Raw genomic sequence first — 20,450 nt, 5'->3', positions numbered from 1 at the left:
ATAATTATTTAACTAAAAAGCATAATTGCGAATAGCTATTATTCCCTGATTATCCGCATTAAAATCACGCTAAATCATAACCTTAAATCGTCGTTTTTTACATTTGTATATGCATAAAGGTTGCATACAAAAATTTGACCTTTGCGGGGTTTCCCGTTAATTTGGAAGGTCGCTGAGTCGTGTTTTCCCCTTATTTGATTCGGTTATTGTTTTTAAAAACAGCTAGTTAAATAACCAATAACCGACAAATCTCGTTAAAAAATCACAACATAACGGGAGCATAGTCACAAGGCTAAGCCCGCTCAGAGTGGTCAGGAGGATCACGACAATAAATGCAATCACTGCGCATCACGCAGTAGCAAGGGAGAATTGCAATGTCGCTGTACAACCCAATGCTGGAAAAAGATAACTGTGGTTTTGGCCTTATTGCCCACCAAGAGGGAGAGCCAAGCCACAAACTGGTTCGTACCGCTATCGCTGCACTTGACCGCATGACCCACCGAGGTGGTATCAACTCAGACGGTAAGACAGGCGATGGTTGTGGATTGCTGCTGCAAAAGCCAGACCGCTTTTTCCGCCTTATCGCTGAGCAAAATCAATGGAAGCTTAGCCGCCTTTACGCGGTCGGCATGATTTTTCTAAGCGCCGATCCAGCTAAAGCCCAACAAGCCAAACAACGCTTCGAGCAAGAAATCAACGCTGAAACCCTTTCAGTGGTGGGATGGCGAACGGTACCGACCAATTCTGACGTACTTGGAGACATCGCCAAACAGTCTCAACCGGTGATTGAGCAAGTCTTTATCAATGGACCAGCCGGCTGGCGAGCTCGCGATCTCGAACGTCGCCTTTACATTGCACGTCGTCGCGCCGAAAAGGCCCTCACCGATGATGCAGATTTTTATGTGACCAGCTTGTCGACCCAAACCATTGTCTATAAAGGACTGTGTATGCCGGCAGATCTGCCGCGCTTTTACACTGATTTGGCCGATCTTCGCCTTGAGTCGTCGATTTGTTTGTTCCACCAGCGTTTTAGTACCAATACACAGCCGCGCTGGCCGCTTGCCCAACCTTTCCGCTACCTCGCACACAATGGTGAAATCAACACCATTGAAGGCAACCGCCAGTGGGCGCGGACCCGTGCGTATAAGTTTAACTCGCCATTATTGCCAGATTTATACCAAGCGGCGCCATTTGTGAATGAATCCGGTTCAGACTCATCCAGCCTCGATAACATGATGGAAGTCTTTCTTGCCGGTGGTATGGACTTGTTCCGAGCCATGCGCCTGCTTGTGCCGCCTGCTTGGCAAAATCATCCAGATATGGATGATGAGCTCCGCGCATTCTATGATTTTAATTCGATGCATATGGAGCCTTGGGATGGCCCAGCCGGCATCGTGATGTCAGACGGTCGCTACGCGGCCTGTAATCTTGACCGAAACGGTCTGCGTCCAGCGCGTTATGTAATCACCAAAGATAAATTTATTACCTTGGCATCTGAAGTCGGCATCTGGGATTACGCACCGGATGAAGTTGAGGAAAAAGGGCGTGTCGGGCCAGGCGAGTTGCTGGTCATTGATACACGAGAAGGCAAAATTTGGCACTCGGGTGAAATCGATAATGAGCTCAAAAGCCGCCACCCCTATCGCGAATGGCTCGATCAACACGTCCGTCGCCTGACGCCTTTTGAAGATCTGGACCCACAAACCAGTGAAGGCAGCCGCAACCTGCAAGATGGTCAGCTCAAGACGTATCAAAAGCTGTTTGGCATGTCGAACGAAGAGATTGACCAGGTAGTCAAGGTCTTGGGTGATATCGGCCAAGAAGCGACCGGCTCTATGGGCGATGACACACCAATGGCGGTGCTTTCTTCGCGTCCGCGCTGTGTCAGTGACTATTTCCGGCAAAAATTTGCTCAGGTCACCAATCCACCTATCGATCCGTTACGGGAAAATCACGTGATGTCATTGGCGACCTGTATCGGTCGCGAGATGAACGTCTTTTGCGAGACCGATGGCCATGCCGAACGGGTTGCCTTTAAATCGCCCGTACTGCTGTTTTCAGATCTGATCCAGTTACTCGAGCTGGACGACACCTATTACCGCAATACGGTTCTCGATATTAACTACAACCCGAACGAGAAAGATCTTCACCAAGCGATCCTTGACCTTTGTGATCAAGCTGAGCGCTGTGTCCGCGATGGCACCGTCTTGGTCGTGCTGTCCGATCGCAGTATTCATAAAGACACGCTCCCAATCCCAGCCGCCATGGCCGTCGGTGCAGTGCAAAAACGTTTGGTCAGCAAGAACCTGCGCTGTGATGCCAACATCATCATCGAAACCGGTAGCGCTCGTGATGCCCATCAGTTTGCGGTGTTACTCGGTTTTGGCGCCACCGCGGTTTATCCCTATTTAGCCTACGAAACTTTGGCTAATTTGGTCGATATTGGTGCGGTCAACCAACCTTATCGTGACGTCATGGTTAACTTCCGTAATGGCATCAATAAAGGCCTTTACAAAATCATGTCGAAAATGGGGATCTCGACCATTGCGTCTTACCGCTGCTCGCAACTGTTTGAAGCCGTAGGTCTGCATGACGATGTCATTGAACTTTGCTTTAAAGGCGTCGCGAGTCGGATTCAAGGGGCAAATTTTGACGATTTCCAACAAGACCTCATCAACCTTGCCCGTCGCGCGTGGATTAAACGCAAACCGCTTGAGCACGGTGGCTTGCTCAAATATGTGCATGACGGTGAGTACCATGCTTATAACCCCGATGTAGTGACCAACTTGCAAAGCGCGGTCCGCTCGGGTGAAACCATGGATTACAAAACCTACGCCAACACGGTCAATGAACGTCCGGTCGCGACCTTGCGTGACTTAATGCGCTTGAAAAAAGCACAAACGCCGCTTGCACTCGAGCGCGTAGAACCCGCGACCGAGCTGTTTAAACGCTTTGATTCAGCCGCTATGTCAATTGGCGCTTTAAGTCCAGAAGCCCATGAAGCTCTCGCCATTGCCATGAACCGTCTAGGCGGTCACTCCAACTCTGGAGAAGGCGGTGAAGATCCACGTCGCTTCAATAGCGAGCGTAATTCTCGGATCAAACAAATTGCCTCGGGCCGCTTTGGCGTCACCCCGCACTACTTAACTAATGCCGACGTGCTGCAAATCAAGGTCGCGCAAGGTGCGAAACCGGGTGAAGGCGGGCAGCTGCCAGGGCATAAAGTGACCGCAGAGATCGCGAAACTACGCTTTTCCGTGCCTGGAGTCACCCTGATTTCGCCGCCGCCTCATCATGATATTTACTCAATTGAAGATTTAGCGCAGCTGATCTTCGACTTAAAACAAGTGAATCCGCAGGCACTGGTCTCGGTTAAGCTGGTCTCGGAACCAGGTGTTGGCACCATTGCCACTGGCGTCGCGAAAGCCTATGCCGATCTGATTACCATTTCGGGTTACGATGGCGGTACCGGTGCCAGCCCGCTGACATCGGTGAAGTATGCAGGTAGCCCTTGGGAGCTCGGCCTAGCCGAAACCCAGCAAGCTTTGGTGGAAAATGGCTTACGCCACAAAATTCGCCTGCAAGTTGATGGCGGCTTGAAAACCGGTCTCGACATTATTAAAGCGGCGATTTTAGGCGCAGAAAGTTTCGGCTTTGGTACCGCCCCCATGGTGGCACTCGGTTGTAAATATCTGCGAATTTGCCATCTCAACAATTGCGCGACCGGTGTGGCAACCCAGGATGAAACCTTGCGTCGCGATCACTTTAAAGGCCTCCCCGAACAGGTGATGAATTTCTTCAAAGGCCTGGGTGAAGAGGTGCGCGAACTGCTCGCTGAGCTCGGGGTCGAGAAACTCACCGATCTGATTGGCCGTACCGACTTATTAGAGGCAGTTGAAGGCTTTACCGCCAAACAGTTGAAACTGGATTTAAGCCATATCCTTGAGGCGCCAACGCCTTGGCCGGGAAAAACCTTATATTGCAGTGAGCCGAATACGCCATTCGATAAAGCGGCGCTGAACCAGACTCTGCTGAGTGAACTGAGTGATGCGATTGAGGCGAATCGTAGCGCGAGTATTTACCGCTCGGTCCGTAATACCGACCGCTCAGTCGGTGCTAGCTTGTCAGGCGTCATCGCCAAACGCTATGGCAATGCCGGAATGGCAGCCAATCCGCTCGATATTCAACTGCAAGGCACCGCAGGCCAGTCTCTAGGGGTATGGAATGCCGCTGGAGTCAACATTACCCTCATCGGTGATGCCAACGATTATGTCGGTAAAGGCATGAGTGGCGGACAGATTGTCATCCGTCCACCGGTTGGATCGGCGTTTGCCAGCCATGAATCCACCATTATGGGTAACACCTGCCTGTATGGTGCAACGGGCGGCAAGCTCTTTGCTGCGGGTAAAGCGGGAGAGCGCTTTGCGGTACGCAACTCAGGCGTCCATGCCATTGTGGAAGGCGCAGGCGATAACGCATGTGAATACATGACAGGCGGTATTGTGGCAATTCTAGGGCGCACCGGTGTCAACTTTGGCGCTGGAATGACAGGCGGCTTTGCTTATGTGCTGGATGAAGAGGGCGACTTCCATGCCCATATCAATGCTGAATTGGTCGAGGCACTCTCACTGGAAGCTCTCACGATCCACCAAGAGCATTTACGTGGCTTAATTGCTCAGCATTTTGAGCTAACTGGCTCGGATCGTGCAAAACAGCTACTGGATGAGTTTGATCATTGGGTGCATCGCTTCTATTTGGTCAAACCCAAAGCGGCGGATGTGAATACTTTATTAGGCCATCAAAGTCGTAGCGCGACCGAGTTGCGCGTTCAGGCGCAATAAAAGGAGGGACCCATGAGCCAGAACATCTATCAGTTTATTGATGTCCAGCGCATTGATCCGCGCAAAAAAGCGATTGAAACGCGCAAGATTGAGTTCGTTGAGATCTATGAGCCTTTCACCGAGAAGGAAGTATCGGCCCAAGCAGATCGTTGCCTCGATTGTGGCAACCCGTATTGCGAATGGAAGTGCCCAGTACACAACTACATTCCGCAATGGCTAGAGCTTGCCAACCAAGGGCGGATTATTGAAGCGGTAGAACTGTCACATCAAACTAACAGCTTGCCAGAAGTCTGCGGCCGAGTCTGTCCGCAAGATCGTCTGTGCGAAGGTGACTGCACTCTCAACGACGATTTTGGTGCGGTGACTATCGGTAATGTCGAAAAATACATTACCGATAAAGCCTTTGAAATGGGCTGGAAGCCCGATATGTCACATGTCGAGTGGACCGATAAAAAAGTGGCCGTGATTGGCGCAGGGCCTGCTGGTCTGGCATGCGCCGATGTGTTAGTACGCAATGGCGTTAAACCCGTCGTCTTTGATCGTTATCCTGAGATCGGTGGTTTGCTTACCTTTGGCATTCCTTCCTTTAAATTAGAAAAGGATGTCATGCGTCATCGTCAGCGCGTCTTTACCGAGATGGGTGTAGAGTTCCGCCTCAACACCGAAGTCGGCAAAGATATTGAGATGCAAACCCTCGTGGATGACTACGACGCGGTATTCTTAGGTGTGGGAACCTATCAATACATGCGTGCCGGGCTCGCGAATGAAGATGCGCCCGGTGTCTTTGATGCCCTGCCCTTTTTAGTCTCCAACACCTATAAAGTGATGGATCTGGATCATGCGCCCGACTTTATCGATATGGCAGGGAAACGTGTTGTGGTCCTCGGTGGCGGGGATACGGCTATGGACTGTGTGCGTACCTCGATTCGCCAACAAGCCGCTAGCGTCACCTGTGCTTATCGCCGTGACGAAGAAAACATGCCGGGTTCACGTCGAGAAGTTAAAAATGCGCGTGAAGAGGGCGTCAACTTTATGTTCAACCTGCAACCGCTTGGCATTGAAGTGGACGATAACGGCAATGTCCGTGGCGTCACCGTAGTGAAAACCCAATTGGGTGCCCCGGATGCCGCCGGCCGCCGTCGTCCCGAGCCGATTGAAGGCAGTGAACACATACTGGAAGCTGACGCGGTGATCATGGCTTTTGGTTTTCAGCCTCATGCAATGGAATGGTTGGAACCTTACGATGTCGCACTAGACGAACGAGGACGGATTCAGGCGCCTGCCAAAGGTGAGATCTTATACCAAACCACGAATCCGCGGATCTTTGCCGGCGGGGATGCAGTACGAGGATCCGACTTAGTGGTCACGGCTATCGATGAAGGCCGTAAAGCGGCGGAGGGGATCATGGATTACCTTGAAGTTTAAACGCGTTAAGATCAACGACAGCATCAGAAGTGCCTCAAAGGAGGCACTTTTTTATTGTCTAATGTACACTAACGGCATTAACGCGCGAACAGGATTATAACCATGAAAATCGGCATTATTGGCGCAATGGAGCAAGAAGTCACTCTACTGCGCGACAAGCTAACCAGCCTAACGACGCACCATGAGGGCGGTTGCACCTTCTACTCCGGCACCTTACACGGCCATGATATTGTTTTGTTGCAGTCGGGAATTGGTAAAGTAGCGGCGGCAATTGGCACCAGCTTGTTGCTTTCACAGCACCAGCCTGATTGGGTGATCAATACCGGCTCTGCGGGTGCTTTTGAGCCCTCGCTCAATGTCGGAGACGTCGTTGTGTCTTCTCAGGTTGGTTATCACGATGCGGACGCAACCGCATTTGGCTATCAAATGGGGCAGGTGCCACAGCAGCCGGCAGTATTTGAATCGGATGAAGCCTTAATGCAATTAGCTGAGAAAGCGGTCGACGCTGATACTCATGTGGTTCGCGGACTCATTTGTACCGCAGATACCTTCGTCCACACTGACGCACATCGTCAACATATCCACACTCACTTCCCCCAAGCCGTTGCCGCAGAAATGGAAGCGGCTGCCATTGCGCAAGTTTGTGCCCAGTTCAAAACACCTTTTGTGGTAGTACGTGCTATTTCTGACGTGGTCGCAGAAAAAGAGTCACCCATGTCTTTTGAAGAATTCTTGCCTCTGGCAGCAAAAAGCTCCTCCGCCATGGTCGAAAAAATGGTGACGATGATTAACGACTAACCCGACCACGATCATGGATGCTTTGCTTAACCCGCAACAATGGATACTATTCGCCGCCAACCACGGAAGCTTATGGGCGCTGTGGCTGGCGGTGCTGATCCACTGGTTACTGCCGCTCTCAACCCAGCACTCTCCTTTTCAATATTGGCAGCAGTATGCCGTATTGCTGGCGAGCCAAGTCAATAAAGATAACGATCCTAAACAGCAACGCAAACTCGCGGGTGGTCTCGCCTTGGCCTTGATGTGCGGCACCTTGGCTATTTTATTGATTGCCGCTCGTGAGCTCGTCTGGTCACGTCCACTCTTTGATGGGATTTTGCTTTGGCTCGCATTAGCGTGGCGACCGATTGACCAATTTGGACACGCACTCGCGCAGGCCATTGATGAGCATGATAAAGGTACCTCGCGTGCATTACTTGCGACACAGGTAAACCGAGACACTGAGTCCTTGTCATTGATCGGCATCGGTAAAGCCGGCGCCGAAACGCTGATCCTCGGCACGGCTCGGCATGGCGCCTGTGTGATCTTTTACTATGCGCTTGCCGGTGGCGTCGGTGCCCTTTTATATACCAGTGTGGTTCATCTCCATCGCGTCTGGTCACCCAGCCGACTAGCCTATTATCCATTCGGCCTTGCAACCGCACGATTACTCAACCTAGTCGACACCATTCCAATGTCGCTGTTTGCGCTCGTGTTGGCGCTAGGGCGTACGCCATGGACGCATCTCAAAGCTTGCTGGCAACAAGGCCGTCGTTGGCGCACGCCAGGACCGGGTTGGCTACTCGCCTGTGCGGGAAGCCGCTTTCAATTATCTCTCGGTGGCCCGGCTATCTATCAAGGCACGAAAACCCTCAGAACCAAAATTGGCTACGGGGTCACCCCGGCGTGTTACCACCTATTGCTTTTGCGTTTAAAATTAAAACACAGTGTTTTAATTTGGCTTGCGTTAAGCTCTTTGCTTCTTATTCTTTAAGGACTCGGATTGATGCCTCGTTTTCGCGCCCGCCTCGTGCTGCTTTTGGTATGTAGACCTGTGTTTCTCATCTCGCTTTGGGGACTGGCTTTCAGCGCTTATGCCACGTCACCTCGAGTGATCAGTCTTGCTCCTCATGCGACTGAGCTCGCCTATGCCGCAGGACTTGGTCCTCATCTAGTCGCAGCCAGCGCCTATAGTGATTACCCAGAGCAAGCAAAGTCTCTTGAACGCGTGGCCAATTACCGCGGGATAAAGTTAGAGCGCATTATCGCCCTAAAGCCTGATTTAATTTTAGCTTGGCGTGGCGGCAATCCGCCTAAACCGCTAGAAACTCTCGCTAAGATGGGATTTGAGATTCGTTACCTTAACCCCAACCAGCTTAGCGACATTGGCCAGTTTATTCGCGAGTTAGGCCGCTACAGTAAGACGTCTGATATCGCCACACGCAACGCAAAAGCCTTTGATAAAAAGCTCGCACAGCTCAAAGCGCGTTATCAGAACGCACCATCTGTACGCTATTTTTATCTACTCAGCGATACGCCTTTAATGACCGCCAGTGATCGTGCTTGGCCGAGTCAGTTATTTCGCTTATGCGGCGGGGAAAATATTTTCGCCGAAAGCCCAGCCGCCTATCCGCAAGTGAATATGGAACAGGTGATCACTCGCTTACCACAAACGGTGTTCTACACCGGTGCGACATTGCCAGAATCTTGGCAATCGATGGCTGAATTAGTGCCCGATCACGCACAACGTTTTACCTGGCCACTGAATCCTGACTGGTTAACCCGCGCCACACCACGCGCATTGAATGCCGCAGAGCAAATTTGTACCGCCCTCGATAAAGTCCGTCACGCGCAATAGGACCTAGCATGACACAAACCATGATTCTGTATTTATTCGATTTATTTGGCACCGCCGTTTTTGCTATTTCAGGGGTGTTAGTCGCCGGTCGCTTAAGAATGGACCCCTTTGGCGTGGTGGTGTTGGCCTGTGCCACCGCCATTGGAGGAGGCACCGTCAGAGATATGGCCATGGGCGCCACACCAGCCTTTTGGATTACCGATACGCTTTATATTTGGGTGATATTAGCCACCTGCGTGGCGACCATGCTGCTGATCCGCCATCCGCGCCGTCTACCTTGGTACGTACTGCCTTGCGCGGATGCGATTGGTTTAGCGGTCTTTGTCGGCATTGGGGTGGATAAAGCCCTAAGCTATGGTGCATCGCCACTTGTCGCGGTGATCATGGGGGTCATAACGGCCTGTGGCGGTGGCATTATTCGTGATGTGCTCGCGCGGGAAGTGCCTATGGTGCTGAGAACGGAAGTGTATGCAACGGCCTGTATTGCTGGCGGCATTGTCCATACTCTTGCTATCGAAGTGAGTCCAGACACAGTCACGGCATCGCTCGCCGGTATGCTCACCACCTTACTGATCCGTTTAGCGGCCATTCGCTGGCATTTATCTTTACCGCCGTTTGCGCTCGATAAATAGTGATAGCCATTAGTGTTAAGGTGTCGTGATATATGGCAAATGGTGGTTGAAATCTAGGCAGCACACCCTAATGTCATGGAGAACAGCCTAATAAAGGAGCCTCTATGATCAGCATTGCCATCATTTATCACTCTGAAGATGAACACACGCATGCACTCGCCACCACCATCGCAGAAGGCATTCATGCCGGCGATGCCGAGCCAGTGGTGTATCGCATTACATCAGAAATGATAGAAAACGGACGCTTTATCGATGATAAGCTGTTTGAAAAACTCAAAGAGGTCGACGCGATCATCTTTGGTGCTCCCACCTACATGGGTGGGCCAAGCGCACAATTTAAAGCCTTTGCCGATGCGTCCAGCCCAAGCTGGGAAACACAAGATTGGCGAGGAAAGTACGCGGCAGGCTTTACCGTAGGCACCTACCCAGGTGGCGATCAGCCCCAGACACTGCAGTATTTCCAAACCTTAGCCAGCCAGCATGACATGCTGTGGCTAAGCCTAGGCCGTGCCAATATCGGGGTAGAAAACATTAACCCAAGTGGCACAAGCCTTGGGGTGACTGCACACACTCCAGACGATGCCCAACTTAGCGAAGCCTGCCTACAAACGGCGTTTTACCTTGGTCAACACATGGTACGTGCACTAAAAGGCGTTTGGCATACCTAGTCAGTAAATCATGAGAAAAGCCCTCGCGAATTACGCGAGGGCTTTTCGTTATCAGCTAGTCATGCCTTTATACGTTACGTAGAGTCCCCTTTTAGGGGATCTCTAGCTTAACGTCACACGCGCAAACTTACGCTTACCCACTTGATATACGGCTTCACCCGCTGCTGGCACCAGCTTAGTGTCTTCCACTTTTTCGCCGTCAATTTTCACCGCACCTTGGCGGATCATACGCAGCGCGTCTGAGGTGGAATTTACCAGTCCCGCCTCTTTTAGCAGATTACCAATCGCAATACCTTGCTCAAAGGTAAAGCTTGGCATCTCATCTGGCATCGCCCCTTTTTGGAAACGATTGATAAAAGTTTGCTCGGCCGCGTCAGCATCGGCGTCTGAATGGAAACGGGCAATGATTTCTTTCGCCAGCAAGATCTTAATATCACGAGGGTTTTTACCCGCTTGAACATCTTGCTTAAACTGAGCCACTTCCTCGAGAGGACGGAATGACAACAGCTCGTAGTAATCCCACATGAGATCGTCAGAAATCGACATGATTTTACCAAACATATCATCTGGACGTTCGCTGACGCCGATGTAGTTATGGGCCGATTTAGACATCTTTTTAACACCATCAAGCCCAACCAATAGCGGCATCGTCATCACGACTTGCGGCTTTTGTCCCGCTTGCTTTTGCAGCTCACGCCCCATTAACAAGTTAAACTTTTGGTCGGTCCCGCCCAGCTCAACGTCCGCTTCCAACGCGACTGAATCGTGGCCTTGCAAGAGTGGGTAGATAAACTCATGAATAGCTATCGCTTGGTTACTGGTATAACGCTTTTTAAAGTCATCACGCTCGAGCATACGCGCCACGGTTGAGCTCGCCGCGAGACGAATCATGCCATCCGTGCCTAATTCGCCCAGCCATTTAGAGTTAAACTCAATACGTGTTTTAGCAGGGTCTAAAATTTTATAGACCTGCTCTTTGTAGGTTTCTGCGTTTGCCAGTACCTGCTCACGTGTCAATGGCGGGCGCGTCGTGTTTTTACCACTCGGGTCACCAACCATGCCGGTATAATCGCCAATCAAAAAAATCACTTCATGGCCAAGCGCTTGAAAAGCTCGGAGCTTATTTAAGATCACTGTGTGACCGAGGTGGATATCCGGTGCAGTAGGATCCGCACCGAGCTTAATGCGAAGAGGACGATCCTCTTTCAGCTTTGCCACCAGCTCGTCTTCCGGGATTACTTCATCAACGCCACGTTTTAGTTCTGCTAGCGCGGCTTCAAGGCTCGCCATAGTCTGTTGCTCCTACCTAATAGGCAAAAATGTGATAAACGGACATATTACTCGAATAGCGACAGTTTTTGAAACCAGTTAAACTGATAGAGTGTATACAGGGTGTGCGCAGTGGCTGCCATCAAAAAATGTGTGTGGTCTTTGTGTCAGCCGTGTCAAATCTACTTCAGGGCATCATCCCCAATAAAACCGATTGGGTGTCTGACTGTCATAACTTTATTCGTAGTGATTCAACATAGTCTTCATGCCGTTAAATAAACTCGCAGCCTTACCCAAGTTACATAAACTCATTATCGGTGCATTAAGTGCATTCGTAGTCTTATTAATGTTGGTGCCTGATGGCCCAAGCACCCCGCGCCCTCAACCCAATTTTGAACCGGGTAAGCACTACCCTGTCCCTGTGGATGCCGTCTCGTTACTGCCACCACAAGATGAAATGCCCGCACAGTTTAGCCGCACTATCCATTGGTCCACCTATGAGGTGCAACCGGGTGAAAGTATGGCGTTGCTGTTTAACCGCGCGGGCCTGAGCCCAACTGATCTCTATCGCCTCGTGAATGCCGATGAGCATACCCAGCGTTTGGCGTATCTGAATCCTGGTGATGAAGTACGTTTAGGCGTTGATGACAGCGGCGAGCTGGTGCAACTGATTCAGCCACGCGGTAGCAATGAAACCCTCATCGTCAATAAGATCGATGACACCTATCAATCTCGTATTGAAACCAAACACGTTGATACCCAGATAAATTTTGCCCGAGCGACCATTCAATCGAGCTTTTGGCAAGCCGCGTCAGGCGCAGGCCTCACTCCAAACCAAATCATGCAACTGGCGGGGATTTTCGGCTGGGATGTCGATTTTGCCCTCGATATTCGTAACGGAGACAGTTTTTCCGTCTTATATGAAGAGGAGTTTGTCGAAGGTGAACACATTGGCAGCGGTAATATTCTGGCAGCCACGTTCACCAACCGTGGTGAAACCTTTACCGCCGTGCGAGCAGAGAGTGGCAAATACTACACACCAACCGGTAAAGCGATGAAAAAAGCCTTCTTGCGCTCGCCGGTGAACTTTAGATATGTCAGTTCAAACTTTAATCCACGCCGTCTGCACCCGGTGACGGGTCGGGTCAAACCGCATCGCGGCACCGATTATGTCGCACCGGTTGGTACGCCTATCAAAGCGGCTGGTGACGGTATCGTGATGAAAGCGTCTTATAATCGCTTTAACGGCAATTATGTCTTTATCCGCCATAGCTCGACATACATCACTAAGTATTTGCACTTGACCAAACGCAAAGTGAAAACCGGCCAGCGCGTCAAACAAGGCGATATCGTCGGCACGCTTGGATCAACAGGGCGTGTTACGGGGGCGCACTTACATTACGAGTTCTTGGTCAATGGTGTGCATAAGAACCCACGCACCGTCGCATTGCCAGAAGCGAAATCCCTGCAAGGTAAAGACAAGCGAGAATTCGTTCGCTTGGCTGAATCTCGTATGGCACAGTTGAGCAAATTTAACCAGCTACTGGCGACAGTAGGCAACTTAAACCATTATAACCGTGGCGGTTAAACAGGCTATTGCGACAAAAAACGGCGCTACAGGGCGCCGTTTTTGTGATGGAACGAAAAGTCGTACGTTTTATCGCAGCCGAAAAATTAGACGCTAAATGATGCGCCACAGCCACACGTGGTGGTGGCATTCGGGTTATCAATGAAAAAGCGCGATCCTTCCAGCCCCTCGGTATAGTCGACTTTCCCACCCATTAAATACTGTAAACTCATGGGGTCCACTACCAACATCACGCCGCTTTTCTCGATCTCCATATCGCCTTCATTGACGTTTTCGTCAAAGGTAAAACCATACTGGAAGCCGCTACAGCCACCACCGGTAATGTAGACGCGTAGTTTCAGGTTTGGGTTTTCTTCTTCCTGAATCAGCGTCTTTACCTTGGTCGCCGCGGCCTCAGAAAACTCTAACGGCAAAGGTGCTTCGCTCATTGTTACCTCACATGCTCTTGGTGCTTAGTAGTGGATTATCTAATACCTGAGTAAAGTGTTCAAGTATTGCGCGCTTGATCGCAATTGTGATCAGTACGTATTAATTGCCAAACTTGTTGCAATGAAATCATACTCTACCTCGCCAGTGTTCTGTATCTTTGGTTAAAATACACCGACGCAATTTAGGCGAAGCCTTACCTAACAGGATATGTCATGACCAAATCAGCACAACTTTTTCAACAAGCTAGACGCACCATTCCCGGTGGCGTGAATTCTCCCGTGCGTGCATTTGCCGGTGTCGGCGGTGACCCTGTCTTTATGGAGCGTGCTGACGGCGCGTACATCTTTGATGCCGACGGCAAAGCTTACATCGACTACGTCGGCTCGTGGGGCCCAATGATTCTCGGCCATAACCACGCCTCCATTCGAGAAGCTGTGGTTGATGCCGCCCAGCGTGGACTGAGCTTTGGTGCACCCACCGAAAGTGAAACCACTTTATCAGAACTGGTTGCTGAGCTTGTTCCATCCATGGAAATGGTGCGTATGGTGAACTCTGGCACCGAAGCGACCATGAGTGCCATTCGTCTCGCGCGCGGCTATAGCAAACGCGATAAGTTCATCAAATTTGAAGGCAACTATCATGGCCATGGTGACTGCTTACTCGTGAAAGCAGGCTCAGGCGCACTCACGCTCGGCGAGCCAAACTCCCCCGGGGTACCGGCAGATTTTGCCAAACACACGCTGACCTGCACCTATAACGATCTAGACTCGGTACGCCAAACGTTCGAGACTTACCCTGACGAGGTGGCTTGTATTATTGTCGAGCCAGTGTCCGGTAACATGAACTGTGTGCCACCACAGCCAGGTTTCTTACAAGGTTTACGCGCGCTATGCGATGAATTTGGTGCCCTGCTAATTTTTGATGAGGTGATGACGGGCTTTCGCGTGGCACTTGGCGGCGCACAAGCCTATTACGACGTCAAACCTGATTTGACTACCCTAGGTAAAATCGTCGGTGGTGGCATGCCTGTAGGTGCATTTGGTGGTCGTCGCGATGTGATGGAATACTTAGCACCGACCGGTCCGGTTTATCAGGCGGGCACCTTGGCCGGTAACCCGGTCGCCATGGCAGCTGGCTTCGCGTGTCTTAGTGAACTACGTCAACCAGGCAATCATGATTACCTCAATAGTGTCACCAAACAACTTGCTGATGGCTTTAAAGCCTTGGCCGACAAACACGGTATTCCATTAGCGACCAACCGAGCCGGTGCAATGTTTGGTTTTTTCTTTACGGACCAAGACACAGTCACTTGCTTCAAAGACGTGCAGCAGTGCGATACTGAGCGCTTTAAGCGTTTCTTCCACTTAATGCTCGAGCAAGGTATCTATCTCGCACCGTCTGCGTTTGAAGCCTGCTTTACCTGCTTGGCGCACGGCCAAAAGGAAATTGATGCGACACTGGCAGCTGCTGACCACGCCTTCGCTACGCTCGCGGCACAAGGCTAACCAAGGGCGTATAGCCCAGTCATAGCGGTTGCGCCTAATAACAAAAAGCCCCGCTCATCGTGCATGCGGGGCTTTTTATTCACCGGTATCGGGGCTAGGATCAGAAAATAGACCGCCCAATCCGAGCAGATAACAGCTCTAAAGCGGCGGTGCCTGCTAACGAGTTACCCGATGGATCCAGTTCTGGCGACCAAACGGCAATCGACATTTCGCCTGGCACAATTGCAATAATCCCACCACCAACGCCAGACTTGCCAGGCATACCAACACGGTAGGCAAACTCACCCGCACCATCATACAAGCCACACGTCGCTAAGAGCGCATTCATTTGCTTGCTTTGCGTCGGCGTTAAAATCCGCGTTTTTCCCGATAAAGGCGTTCCTTGATTCGCCAGGTAGAAAAAGGCTTTGGCCAAATCAACACAACTCATTTCTAATGCACAATAGTGGAAATAATTAGTTAAAACCGGCACCACCTCATTGTCAAAATTGCCAAACGCACGCATCAGATAAGCAATTGCCGCATTGCGATCACTGTGCTGCATTTCTGAATCCGCAACCACCTTGTCATAACAAAGATGGGGGTTGTCCGCTAACTGACGCACAAACTCTAACATCCGCTGGCGAGGGGCTGATTGACGCGTATGCAGCATATCACTGACGACTAAGGCGCCAGCGTTGATAAACGGATTACGCGGGATCCCCTGCTCCATCTCAAGCTGGATTAATGAGTTAAAAGCCTGACCAGAGGGCTCTTTACCAACCCGTGTCCATATTTCTTCCGCGCGATAATTTTGCATTGCCAATGTCAGGCTTAACGCTTTAGAAATCGACTGGATAGAAAAGGCTTCGTCCGCGTCACCGGCGGTGATCAGGTCGCCATCGTTGTAGCAAACCGCAATACCGAGTTTATGATTCGGCACATCCGCAAGGGCTGGAATGTAATCAGCCACCTTACCGCGACCCATTAAAGGACGGACATCCTCCAGGATTTGCGCTAACAGTTGAGAGCTTGGTTTCACCAACAGGATCCTTTTACAACAGGGGACAAAAAAGCCAACCTGAGGTTGGCTTTCCGCTTTCACTTATCTGCGCCGTCGCGCCTTAGCACATTAGGCTGTGCGTGTGTATTTGATATCCCATACACCATGACCCAGGCGCTGCCCGCGCTGCTCAAATTTAGTCAGCGGGCGCTCTTCAGGACGAGGAACATAATAGCCCTCTTTTGCGGTATTTTGATAGTGAGGCGCCGCTTCCATCACTTCGATCATGTGCTCAGCATAGTTTTCCCAGTCCGTCGCCATGTGGAATACGCCACCCATTTTTAACTTGTCTCTTACCATTTCAGCGAACGGTAACTGCACAATACGGCGTTTGTGGTGACGTTTTTTATGCCATGGGTCAGGGAAGAAAAGTTGCACCGTGTCCAAACTTTCTTTCGGCAACATTTGCTCAAACACTTCGACCGCATCGTGGCACATCACACGCAGATTGGTGACACCGGCTTCACGCGCTGCCATTAAACAGGCGCCCACACCAGGGGTATGCACTTCAATGCCCACAAAGTTCTTCTCAGGGGCATTTTTTGCCATTTCAACCAAAGAGGCGCCCATGCCAAAACCGATTTCTAATACCACAGGATTATCATTACCAAACACCTGCTGCCAATCAAGCTCGGTGGCGTCAAAGTCAATCCCCATGGTCGGCCAGGATTCGTTTAGCGCTTGCTCTTGCCCTTTCGTTAAACGGCCTTCGCGACGCACAAAACTGCGTACTTTACGAATAACTTTGCCATCCTCGGTGAGTTCGGTTTTAGTGACTTCAGTCATGATTGGGTGCCTGTGATGCAGTAGTAATGATGCCGGTAGCCGTCACCATCGATTGTTGGAAATCTAAACGGACTGCGCATTATGCAAAGTTTTTGCGATAGCGCAAGGTGGACGCGCTGATCCTATTAGTACGCCCTGCCGTTAGTGTACCCTGTGGCCTGCCTTTGTGCACGTGTGAGCAAAACAATAAGAGAGAACACAGTGAGTCAATCATTTTCCGATGCCATCTTAAACTGGTATGAGCAATATGGCCGTAAAACCTTACCTTGGCAGCAAAACAAAACGCCATATAAAGTCTGGCTCAGTGAGATTATGCTGCAACAGACCCAAGTAAGCACAGTAATCCCTTATTTTGAACGGTTTATGGCACGGTTTCCGACCGTTATCGACTTAGCGAATGCCGATCAGGATGAAGTTCTTCATTTATGGACGGGGTTAGGATATTACGCCCGTGCCCGCAACCTTCACAAAGCGGCACAAGTGATTGCCAACCACCATGATGGCGTATTTCCTACCACGCTCGATGAGGTCATGGCGCTCCCAGGTGTCGGCCGCTCAACCGCCGGCGCCGTGCTTTCTTTGTCGCTCAGTCAACCGCACCCCATTTTAGACGGCAACGTCAAACGCACCTTAGCGCGCTGTTTTGCCGTCGAAGGTTGGCCGGGTAAAAAGCCGGTAGAAAACAAGTTATGGGAGATTGCCGAAACACTCACGCCCACCACAGATACCGACAAGTACAACCAAGCCATGATGGATATGGGCGCGATGGTTTGTACACGAAGCAAGCCTAAATGTGATCTTTGCCCTGTTGCCGACCGCTGCGAGGCACGCGCACAAGGTCGGCAAATGGATTTTCCTGGCAAAAAACCGAAAAAAACCTTACCGGTCAAACAAACCAGTTTTTTGCTGATCCAGCATCAAGATGAAATCTGGTTAGAGCAACGACCACCAAGCGGCCTTTGGGGCGGGTTATGGTGCTTGCCTGAAGCGGTTGAGCACACGCTCGAGGCCGATATTGCCGATAAGCTACATAATATCAAACCGGTCAAAACTGAGGTCTTAACCGCGTTTAGACATACCTTCAGTCACTTTCACTTAGATATTGTACCGATTAAAGTCTCGGTGGCTGAGCGACCGCAAATCATCATGGAAGCCAACCAAGGGCTTTGGTATAACTTATCACAACCTGCAAAAGTAGGATTAGCGGCCCCAGTGAAAAAGCTGTTAACCTTGCTTGAACATGAGCGCCAACAATCTCTAACCGGCGATGACAAGGAGCCTAGATTATGAGCCGTACCGTATTTTGCCAACGTCTCCAAAAAGAAGCCGATGGACTCGATTTTCAACTCTACCCGGGAGAGTTGGGCAAACGCATTTATGACAATATTTGCAAAGAAGCCTGGGCGGAATGGCAAAAGAAGCAAACCATGCTTATCAATGAAAAGAAGCTCAATATGATGGATCCTGAACATCGTAAGATCATTGAACAAGAAATGGTCAACTTTTTGTTTGAAGGAAAAGACGTGCAAATCGATGGCTATGTGCCACCCGAAGCGTAAATTCCGTGGTGTCGCCCACAGCTAGGCGGCTTGACCACAGCAACGCACCCGCATTGTGTTACGCTCAATGCGGGTGTTTTTTTATCCTAATACAATCAAAAATGACGCGAATACTCTGTTTGTTAGTGTGCTGTTATGGCGCGTTGCTCTCCGGCTGCAGCCGAGAGAGCGTCGAAAAATATGTGGGCGTGGATTACCAAACGACTAACCGGTTTGCGAAAAATCTAGCGCCTATTCCAGGGCAATTCGAAAAAGATATCGACGCCCTGAATCAGCTTATCAGCCAATTTACTGGCAAAATCGAAGTCCGCTGGGGCGAAGATCAAGTCTTTGTTTCCGGAAAACGTGACTACGTCAAATACACGGATAATTACAAAAGTCGCGCACGAATCGACTTTGAACGCGGTGTGATCCAAGTGGAAACCGTCGCAACTGACGATCCGAAAGATCACCTCAGACAAGCCATTGTCACCACCCTATTAACCCCGCGCGATCCTGCTTCTGTGGATCTTTACTCTGCAGCAAAAGTTCCGCTGACGGGACGCCCATTTCTCGAAGGGCAAGTGGTTGATCACGAAGGTAAAGCCATCACCTGGCAATGGCGCGCCAATCGCTTTGCTGACTATCTTATTGACCGGCGGCTAAAGAAAAAACAGGTCCGTTTTCAAAACATGTATTTTGTCACTATTCCTATGGTGACGGATCACGCCGCACAACGCAGCTATCAATATGCGGATATTGTCCGTCGTGCCTCTGAACGTTACGGCATCTCTGAAAAGCTGATTTATGCCATTATTAAAACCGAGAGTAGCTTTAACCCGTATGCTGTGAGCTGGGCCAACGCCTATGGATTGATGCAAGTGGTCCCGAAAACGGCGGGACGCGATGTATTCAAACTGGTAAAAAAACGTCGTGGCCAGCCCACACCTGAGTACCTTTTTGATCCAGAAAAGAACATTGATATGGGAACCGCCTATTTCTATATTCTCAAAAATCGCTATCTCAAAGCGGTGCGAGACCCACTTTCTTTGCACTACAGTATGATTTCCGCTTATAACGGCGGCACCGGTAATGTGCTACTGACCTTTGATAATAACCGCGAGCGTGCAATGCAATACCTGAACCGTTTAAAACCTAACCAAGTCTACTGGGCGCTAACCCATCGCCACCCCTCTTCGGAGTCAAGACGCTACTTACAAAAGGTCACACGCTATCAAAAAGACTTCGCGCAACTTCCCCAGTAAACCGCGATAAGGGTCGAATTTTTGCGTGTTTTTATCGCACTTCGCTGTCTTTTTATCCAAACAATGCGATATCCGGACTTTTTTCAAAAAAACAGTTGACGGTGAGACCGAAAATCCGTTTAATAACGCCCCGTTAGCCCGGATAGCTCAGTCGGTAGAGCAGGGGATTGAAAATCCCCGTGTCGGTGGTTCGATTCCGCCTCCGGGCACCATATAATGAAATAATGGTGTGACACACAGTATTTCGCGATTTGTGTGCCGGCTTAGCTCAGTTGGTAGAGCAACTGACTTGTAATCAGTAGGTCGCCAGTTCGACTCCGGCAGCCGGCACCATTGCCTCGATAGCTCAGTTGGTAGAGCAGGGGATTGAAAATCCCCGTGTCGGTGGTTCGATTCCGCCTCGAGGCACCATTATTCCCCCATAGTTCAGTTGGTAGAACGGCGGACTGTTAATCCGTATGTCACTGGTTCGAGTCCAGTTGGGGGAGCCACTTTTAAAGAAAGCGCTAGTCCGAAGGCTAGCGCTTTTTTGAAGTTTACATGTTATAACATGTAAAACGCCCGGATAGCTCAGTCGGTAGAGCAGGGGATTGAAAATCCCCGTGTCGGTGGTTCGATTCCGCCTCCGGGCACCATATTAGAAATAGCCCTACTCTCTCGAGTGGGGCTTTTTTTTATGCTTGCACCGACACCCGTGCCGGTGACCTTGCAGGCCGCACCTTGCAGGCTGCGATCTATTCCGCCTCCGGGCACCATATTAGAAATAGCCCTACTCTCTCGAGTGGGGCTTTTTTTATGCTAATCTATGTGCTAATTCTTTCTTCTCA

General features: G+C 50.5%; 16 protein-coding genes and 5 tRNA genes. 17 read left to right on the top strand and 4 right to left on the bottom strand.

Going from position 1 to position 20,450, the window contains the following annotated elements; all coding sequences use genetic code 11:
- The first annotated feature begins 374 nt into the window (after positions 1-374).
- The 7 genes from gltB to BZG81_RS02020 all read left to right on the top strand — a co-directional run bounded on the left by gltB (position 375) and on the right by BZG81_RS02020 (position 10,201).
- Complete coding sequence (gene gltB / locus BZG81_RS02050; RefSeq protein WP_077669343.1) at positions 375-4,841, top strand: glutamate synthase large subunit; 4,467 nt, start codon at positions 375-377, stop codon at positions 4,839-4,841.
- A gap of 12 nt (positions 4,842-4,853) precedes the next feature.
- Positions 4,854-6,266, top strand: a complete 1,413-nt coding sequence (locus BZG81_RS02045; protein ID WP_077459816.1) for an FAD-dependent oxidoreductase — start codon at positions 4,854-4,856, stop codon at positions 6,264-6,266.
- A gap of 102 nt (positions 6,267-6,368) precedes the next feature.
- On the top strand, positions 6,369-7,064 hold the full coding sequence (mtnN, locus tag BZG81_RS02040) for a 5'-methylthioadenosine/S-adenosylhomocysteine nucleosidase (protein ID WP_077660088.1): 696 nt from the start codon (positions 6,369-6,371) through the stop codon (positions 7,062-7,064).
- A 13-nt stretch (positions 7,065-7,077) separates the two neighbouring features.
- Positions 7,078-8,037 carry a cobalamin biosynthesis family protein gene (locus tag BZG81_RS02035; protein WP_077459818.1) on the top strand — a complete coding sequence of 320 codons (960 nt, stop codon included), beginning with the start codon at positions 7,078-7,080 and terminating at the stop codon, positions 8,035-8,037.
- 12 nt (positions 8,038-8,049) lie between these two features.
- On the top strand, positions 8,050-8,901 hold the full coding sequence (gene btuF / locus BZG81_RS02030; protein WP_077645827.1) for a vitamin B12 ABC transporter substrate-binding protein BtuF: 852 nt from the start codon (positions 8,050-8,052) through the stop codon (positions 8,899-8,901).
- A 20-nt stretch (positions 8,902-8,921) separates the two neighbouring features.
- A complete protein-coding gene (locus tag BZG81_RS02025) occupies positions 8,922-9,533 on the top strand; it encodes a TRIC cation channel family protein (RefSeq protein WP_025744819.1) in 612 nt (203 codons plus the stop codon).
- A gap of 104 nt (positions 9,534-9,637) precedes the next feature.
- The gene (locus BZG81_RS02020) at positions 9,638-10,201 is read left to right on the top strand and encodes a flavodoxin family protein (RefSeq protein ID WP_021022142.1); all 564 of its coding nucleotides are present in this window, start codon (positions 9,638-9,640) and stop codon (positions 10,199-10,201) included.
- 102 nt (positions 10,202-10,303) lie between these two features.
- Here the strand turns inward: BZG81_RS02020 and tyrS are convergent, their stop codons facing one another.
- On the bottom strand, positions 10,304-11,491 hold the full coding sequence (gene tyrS / locus BZG81_RS02015) for a tyrosine--tRNA ligase (protein ID WP_077459820.1): 1,188 nt from the start codon (positions 11,489-11,491) through the stop codon (positions 10,304-10,306).
- 244 nt (positions 11,492-11,735) lie between these two features.
- Here tyrS and BZG81_RS02010 point away from each other — a divergent pair, with 244 nt between their 5' ends.
- Complete coding sequence (locus BZG81_RS02010; protein ID WP_021022144.1) at positions 11,736-13,058, top strand: peptidoglycan DD-metalloendopeptidase family protein; 1,323 nt, start codon at positions 11,736-11,738, stop codon at positions 13,056-13,058.
- A gap of 86 nt (positions 13,059-13,144) precedes the next feature.
- Here BZG81_RS02010 and erpA read toward each other — a convergent pair whose 3' ends face one another.
- The gene (erpA, locus tag BZG81_RS02005; protein ID WP_021022145.1) at positions 13,145-13,486 is read right to left on the bottom strand and encodes an iron-sulfur cluster insertion protein ErpA; all 342 of its coding nucleotides are present in this window, start codon (positions 13,484-13,486) and stop codon (positions 13,145-13,147) included.
- Between the two features lie 213 nt (positions 13,487-13,699).
- On the opposite strand from erpA, the gene hemL reads away from it, so the two are divergent.
- Positions 13,700-14,992, top strand: coding sequence for a glutamate-1-semialdehyde 2,1-aminomutase (gene hemL / locus BZG81_RS02000; protein WP_077645824.1), 1,293 nt, complete (start codon positions 13,700-13,702; stop codon positions 14,990-14,992).
- A 100-nt stretch (positions 14,993-15,092) separates the two neighbouring features.
- On the opposite strand, the gene glsB is transcribed toward hemL, so the two are convergent.
- Positions 15,093-16,013 carry a glutaminase B gene (gene glsB / locus BZG81_RS01995; protein WP_077669344.1) on the bottom strand — a complete coding sequence of 307 codons (921 nt, stop codon included), beginning with the start codon at positions 16,011-16,013 and terminating at the stop codon, positions 15,093-15,095.
- A 90-nt stretch (positions 16,014-16,103) separates the two neighbouring features.
- Positions 16,104-16,820 carry a tRNA (guanosine(46)-N7)-methyltransferase TrmB gene (trmB, locus tag BZG81_RS01990; protein WP_077669345.1) on the bottom strand — a complete coding sequence of 239 codons (717 nt, stop codon included), beginning with the start codon at positions 16,818-16,820 and terminating at the stop codon, positions 16,104-16,106.
- 201 nt (positions 16,821-17,021) lie between these two features.
- On the opposite strand from trmB, the gene mutY reads away from it, so the two are divergent.
- From mutY to BZG81_RS01950, 8 genes are all read left to right on the top strand, one after another.
- The gene (mutY, locus tag BZG81_RS01985; protein ID WP_077669346.1) at positions 17,022-18,110 is read left to right on the top strand and encodes an A/G-specific adenine glycosylase; all 1,089 of its coding nucleotides are present in this window, start codon (positions 17,022-17,024) and stop codon (positions 18,108-18,110) included.
- A complete protein-coding gene (locus BZG81_RS01980; RefSeq protein WP_021024203.1) occupies positions 18,107-18,379 on the top strand; it encodes an oxidative damage protection protein in 273 nt (90 codons plus the stop codon). Before mutY ends, BZG81_RS01980 begins: the two co-directional genes overlap by 4 nt.
- A gap of 101 nt (positions 18,380-18,480) precedes the next feature.
- On the top strand, positions 18,481-19,623 hold the full coding sequence (gene mltC / locus BZG81_RS01975; protein ID WP_077669347.1) for a membrane-bound lytic murein transglycosylase MltC: 1,143 nt from the start codon (positions 18,481-18,483) through the stop codon (positions 19,621-19,623).
- 136 nt (positions 19,624-19,759) lie between these two features.
- Positions 19,760-19,835, top strand: a tRNA-Phe gene (locus BZG81_RS01970).
- 45 nt (positions 19,836-19,880) lie between these two features.
- Positions 19,881-19,956, top strand: a tRNA-Thr gene (locus BZG81_RS01965).
- 2 nt (positions 19,957-19,958) lie between these two features.
- A tRNA-Phe gene (locus tag BZG81_RS01960) sits at positions 19,959-20,034 on the top strand.
- A 4-nt stretch (positions 20,035-20,038) separates the two neighbouring features.
- A tRNA-Asn gene (locus BZG81_RS01955) sits at positions 20,039-20,114 on the top strand.
- Positions 20,115-20,182: 68 nt separating this feature from the next.
- A tRNA-Phe gene (locus BZG81_RS01950) sits at positions 20,183-20,258 on the top strand.
- Positions 20,259-20,450 lie beyond the last annotated feature (192 nt).

This window comes from Salinivibrio sp. MA607, assembly GCF_001996245.1.
GTDB lineage: Bacteria > Pseudomonadota > Gammaproteobacteria > Enterobacterales > Vibrionaceae > Salinivibrio > Salinivibrio costicola.
Note: the sequence above shows the minus strand (reverse complement) of the source record. Positions and strands in the feature narration are given on the sequence as shown.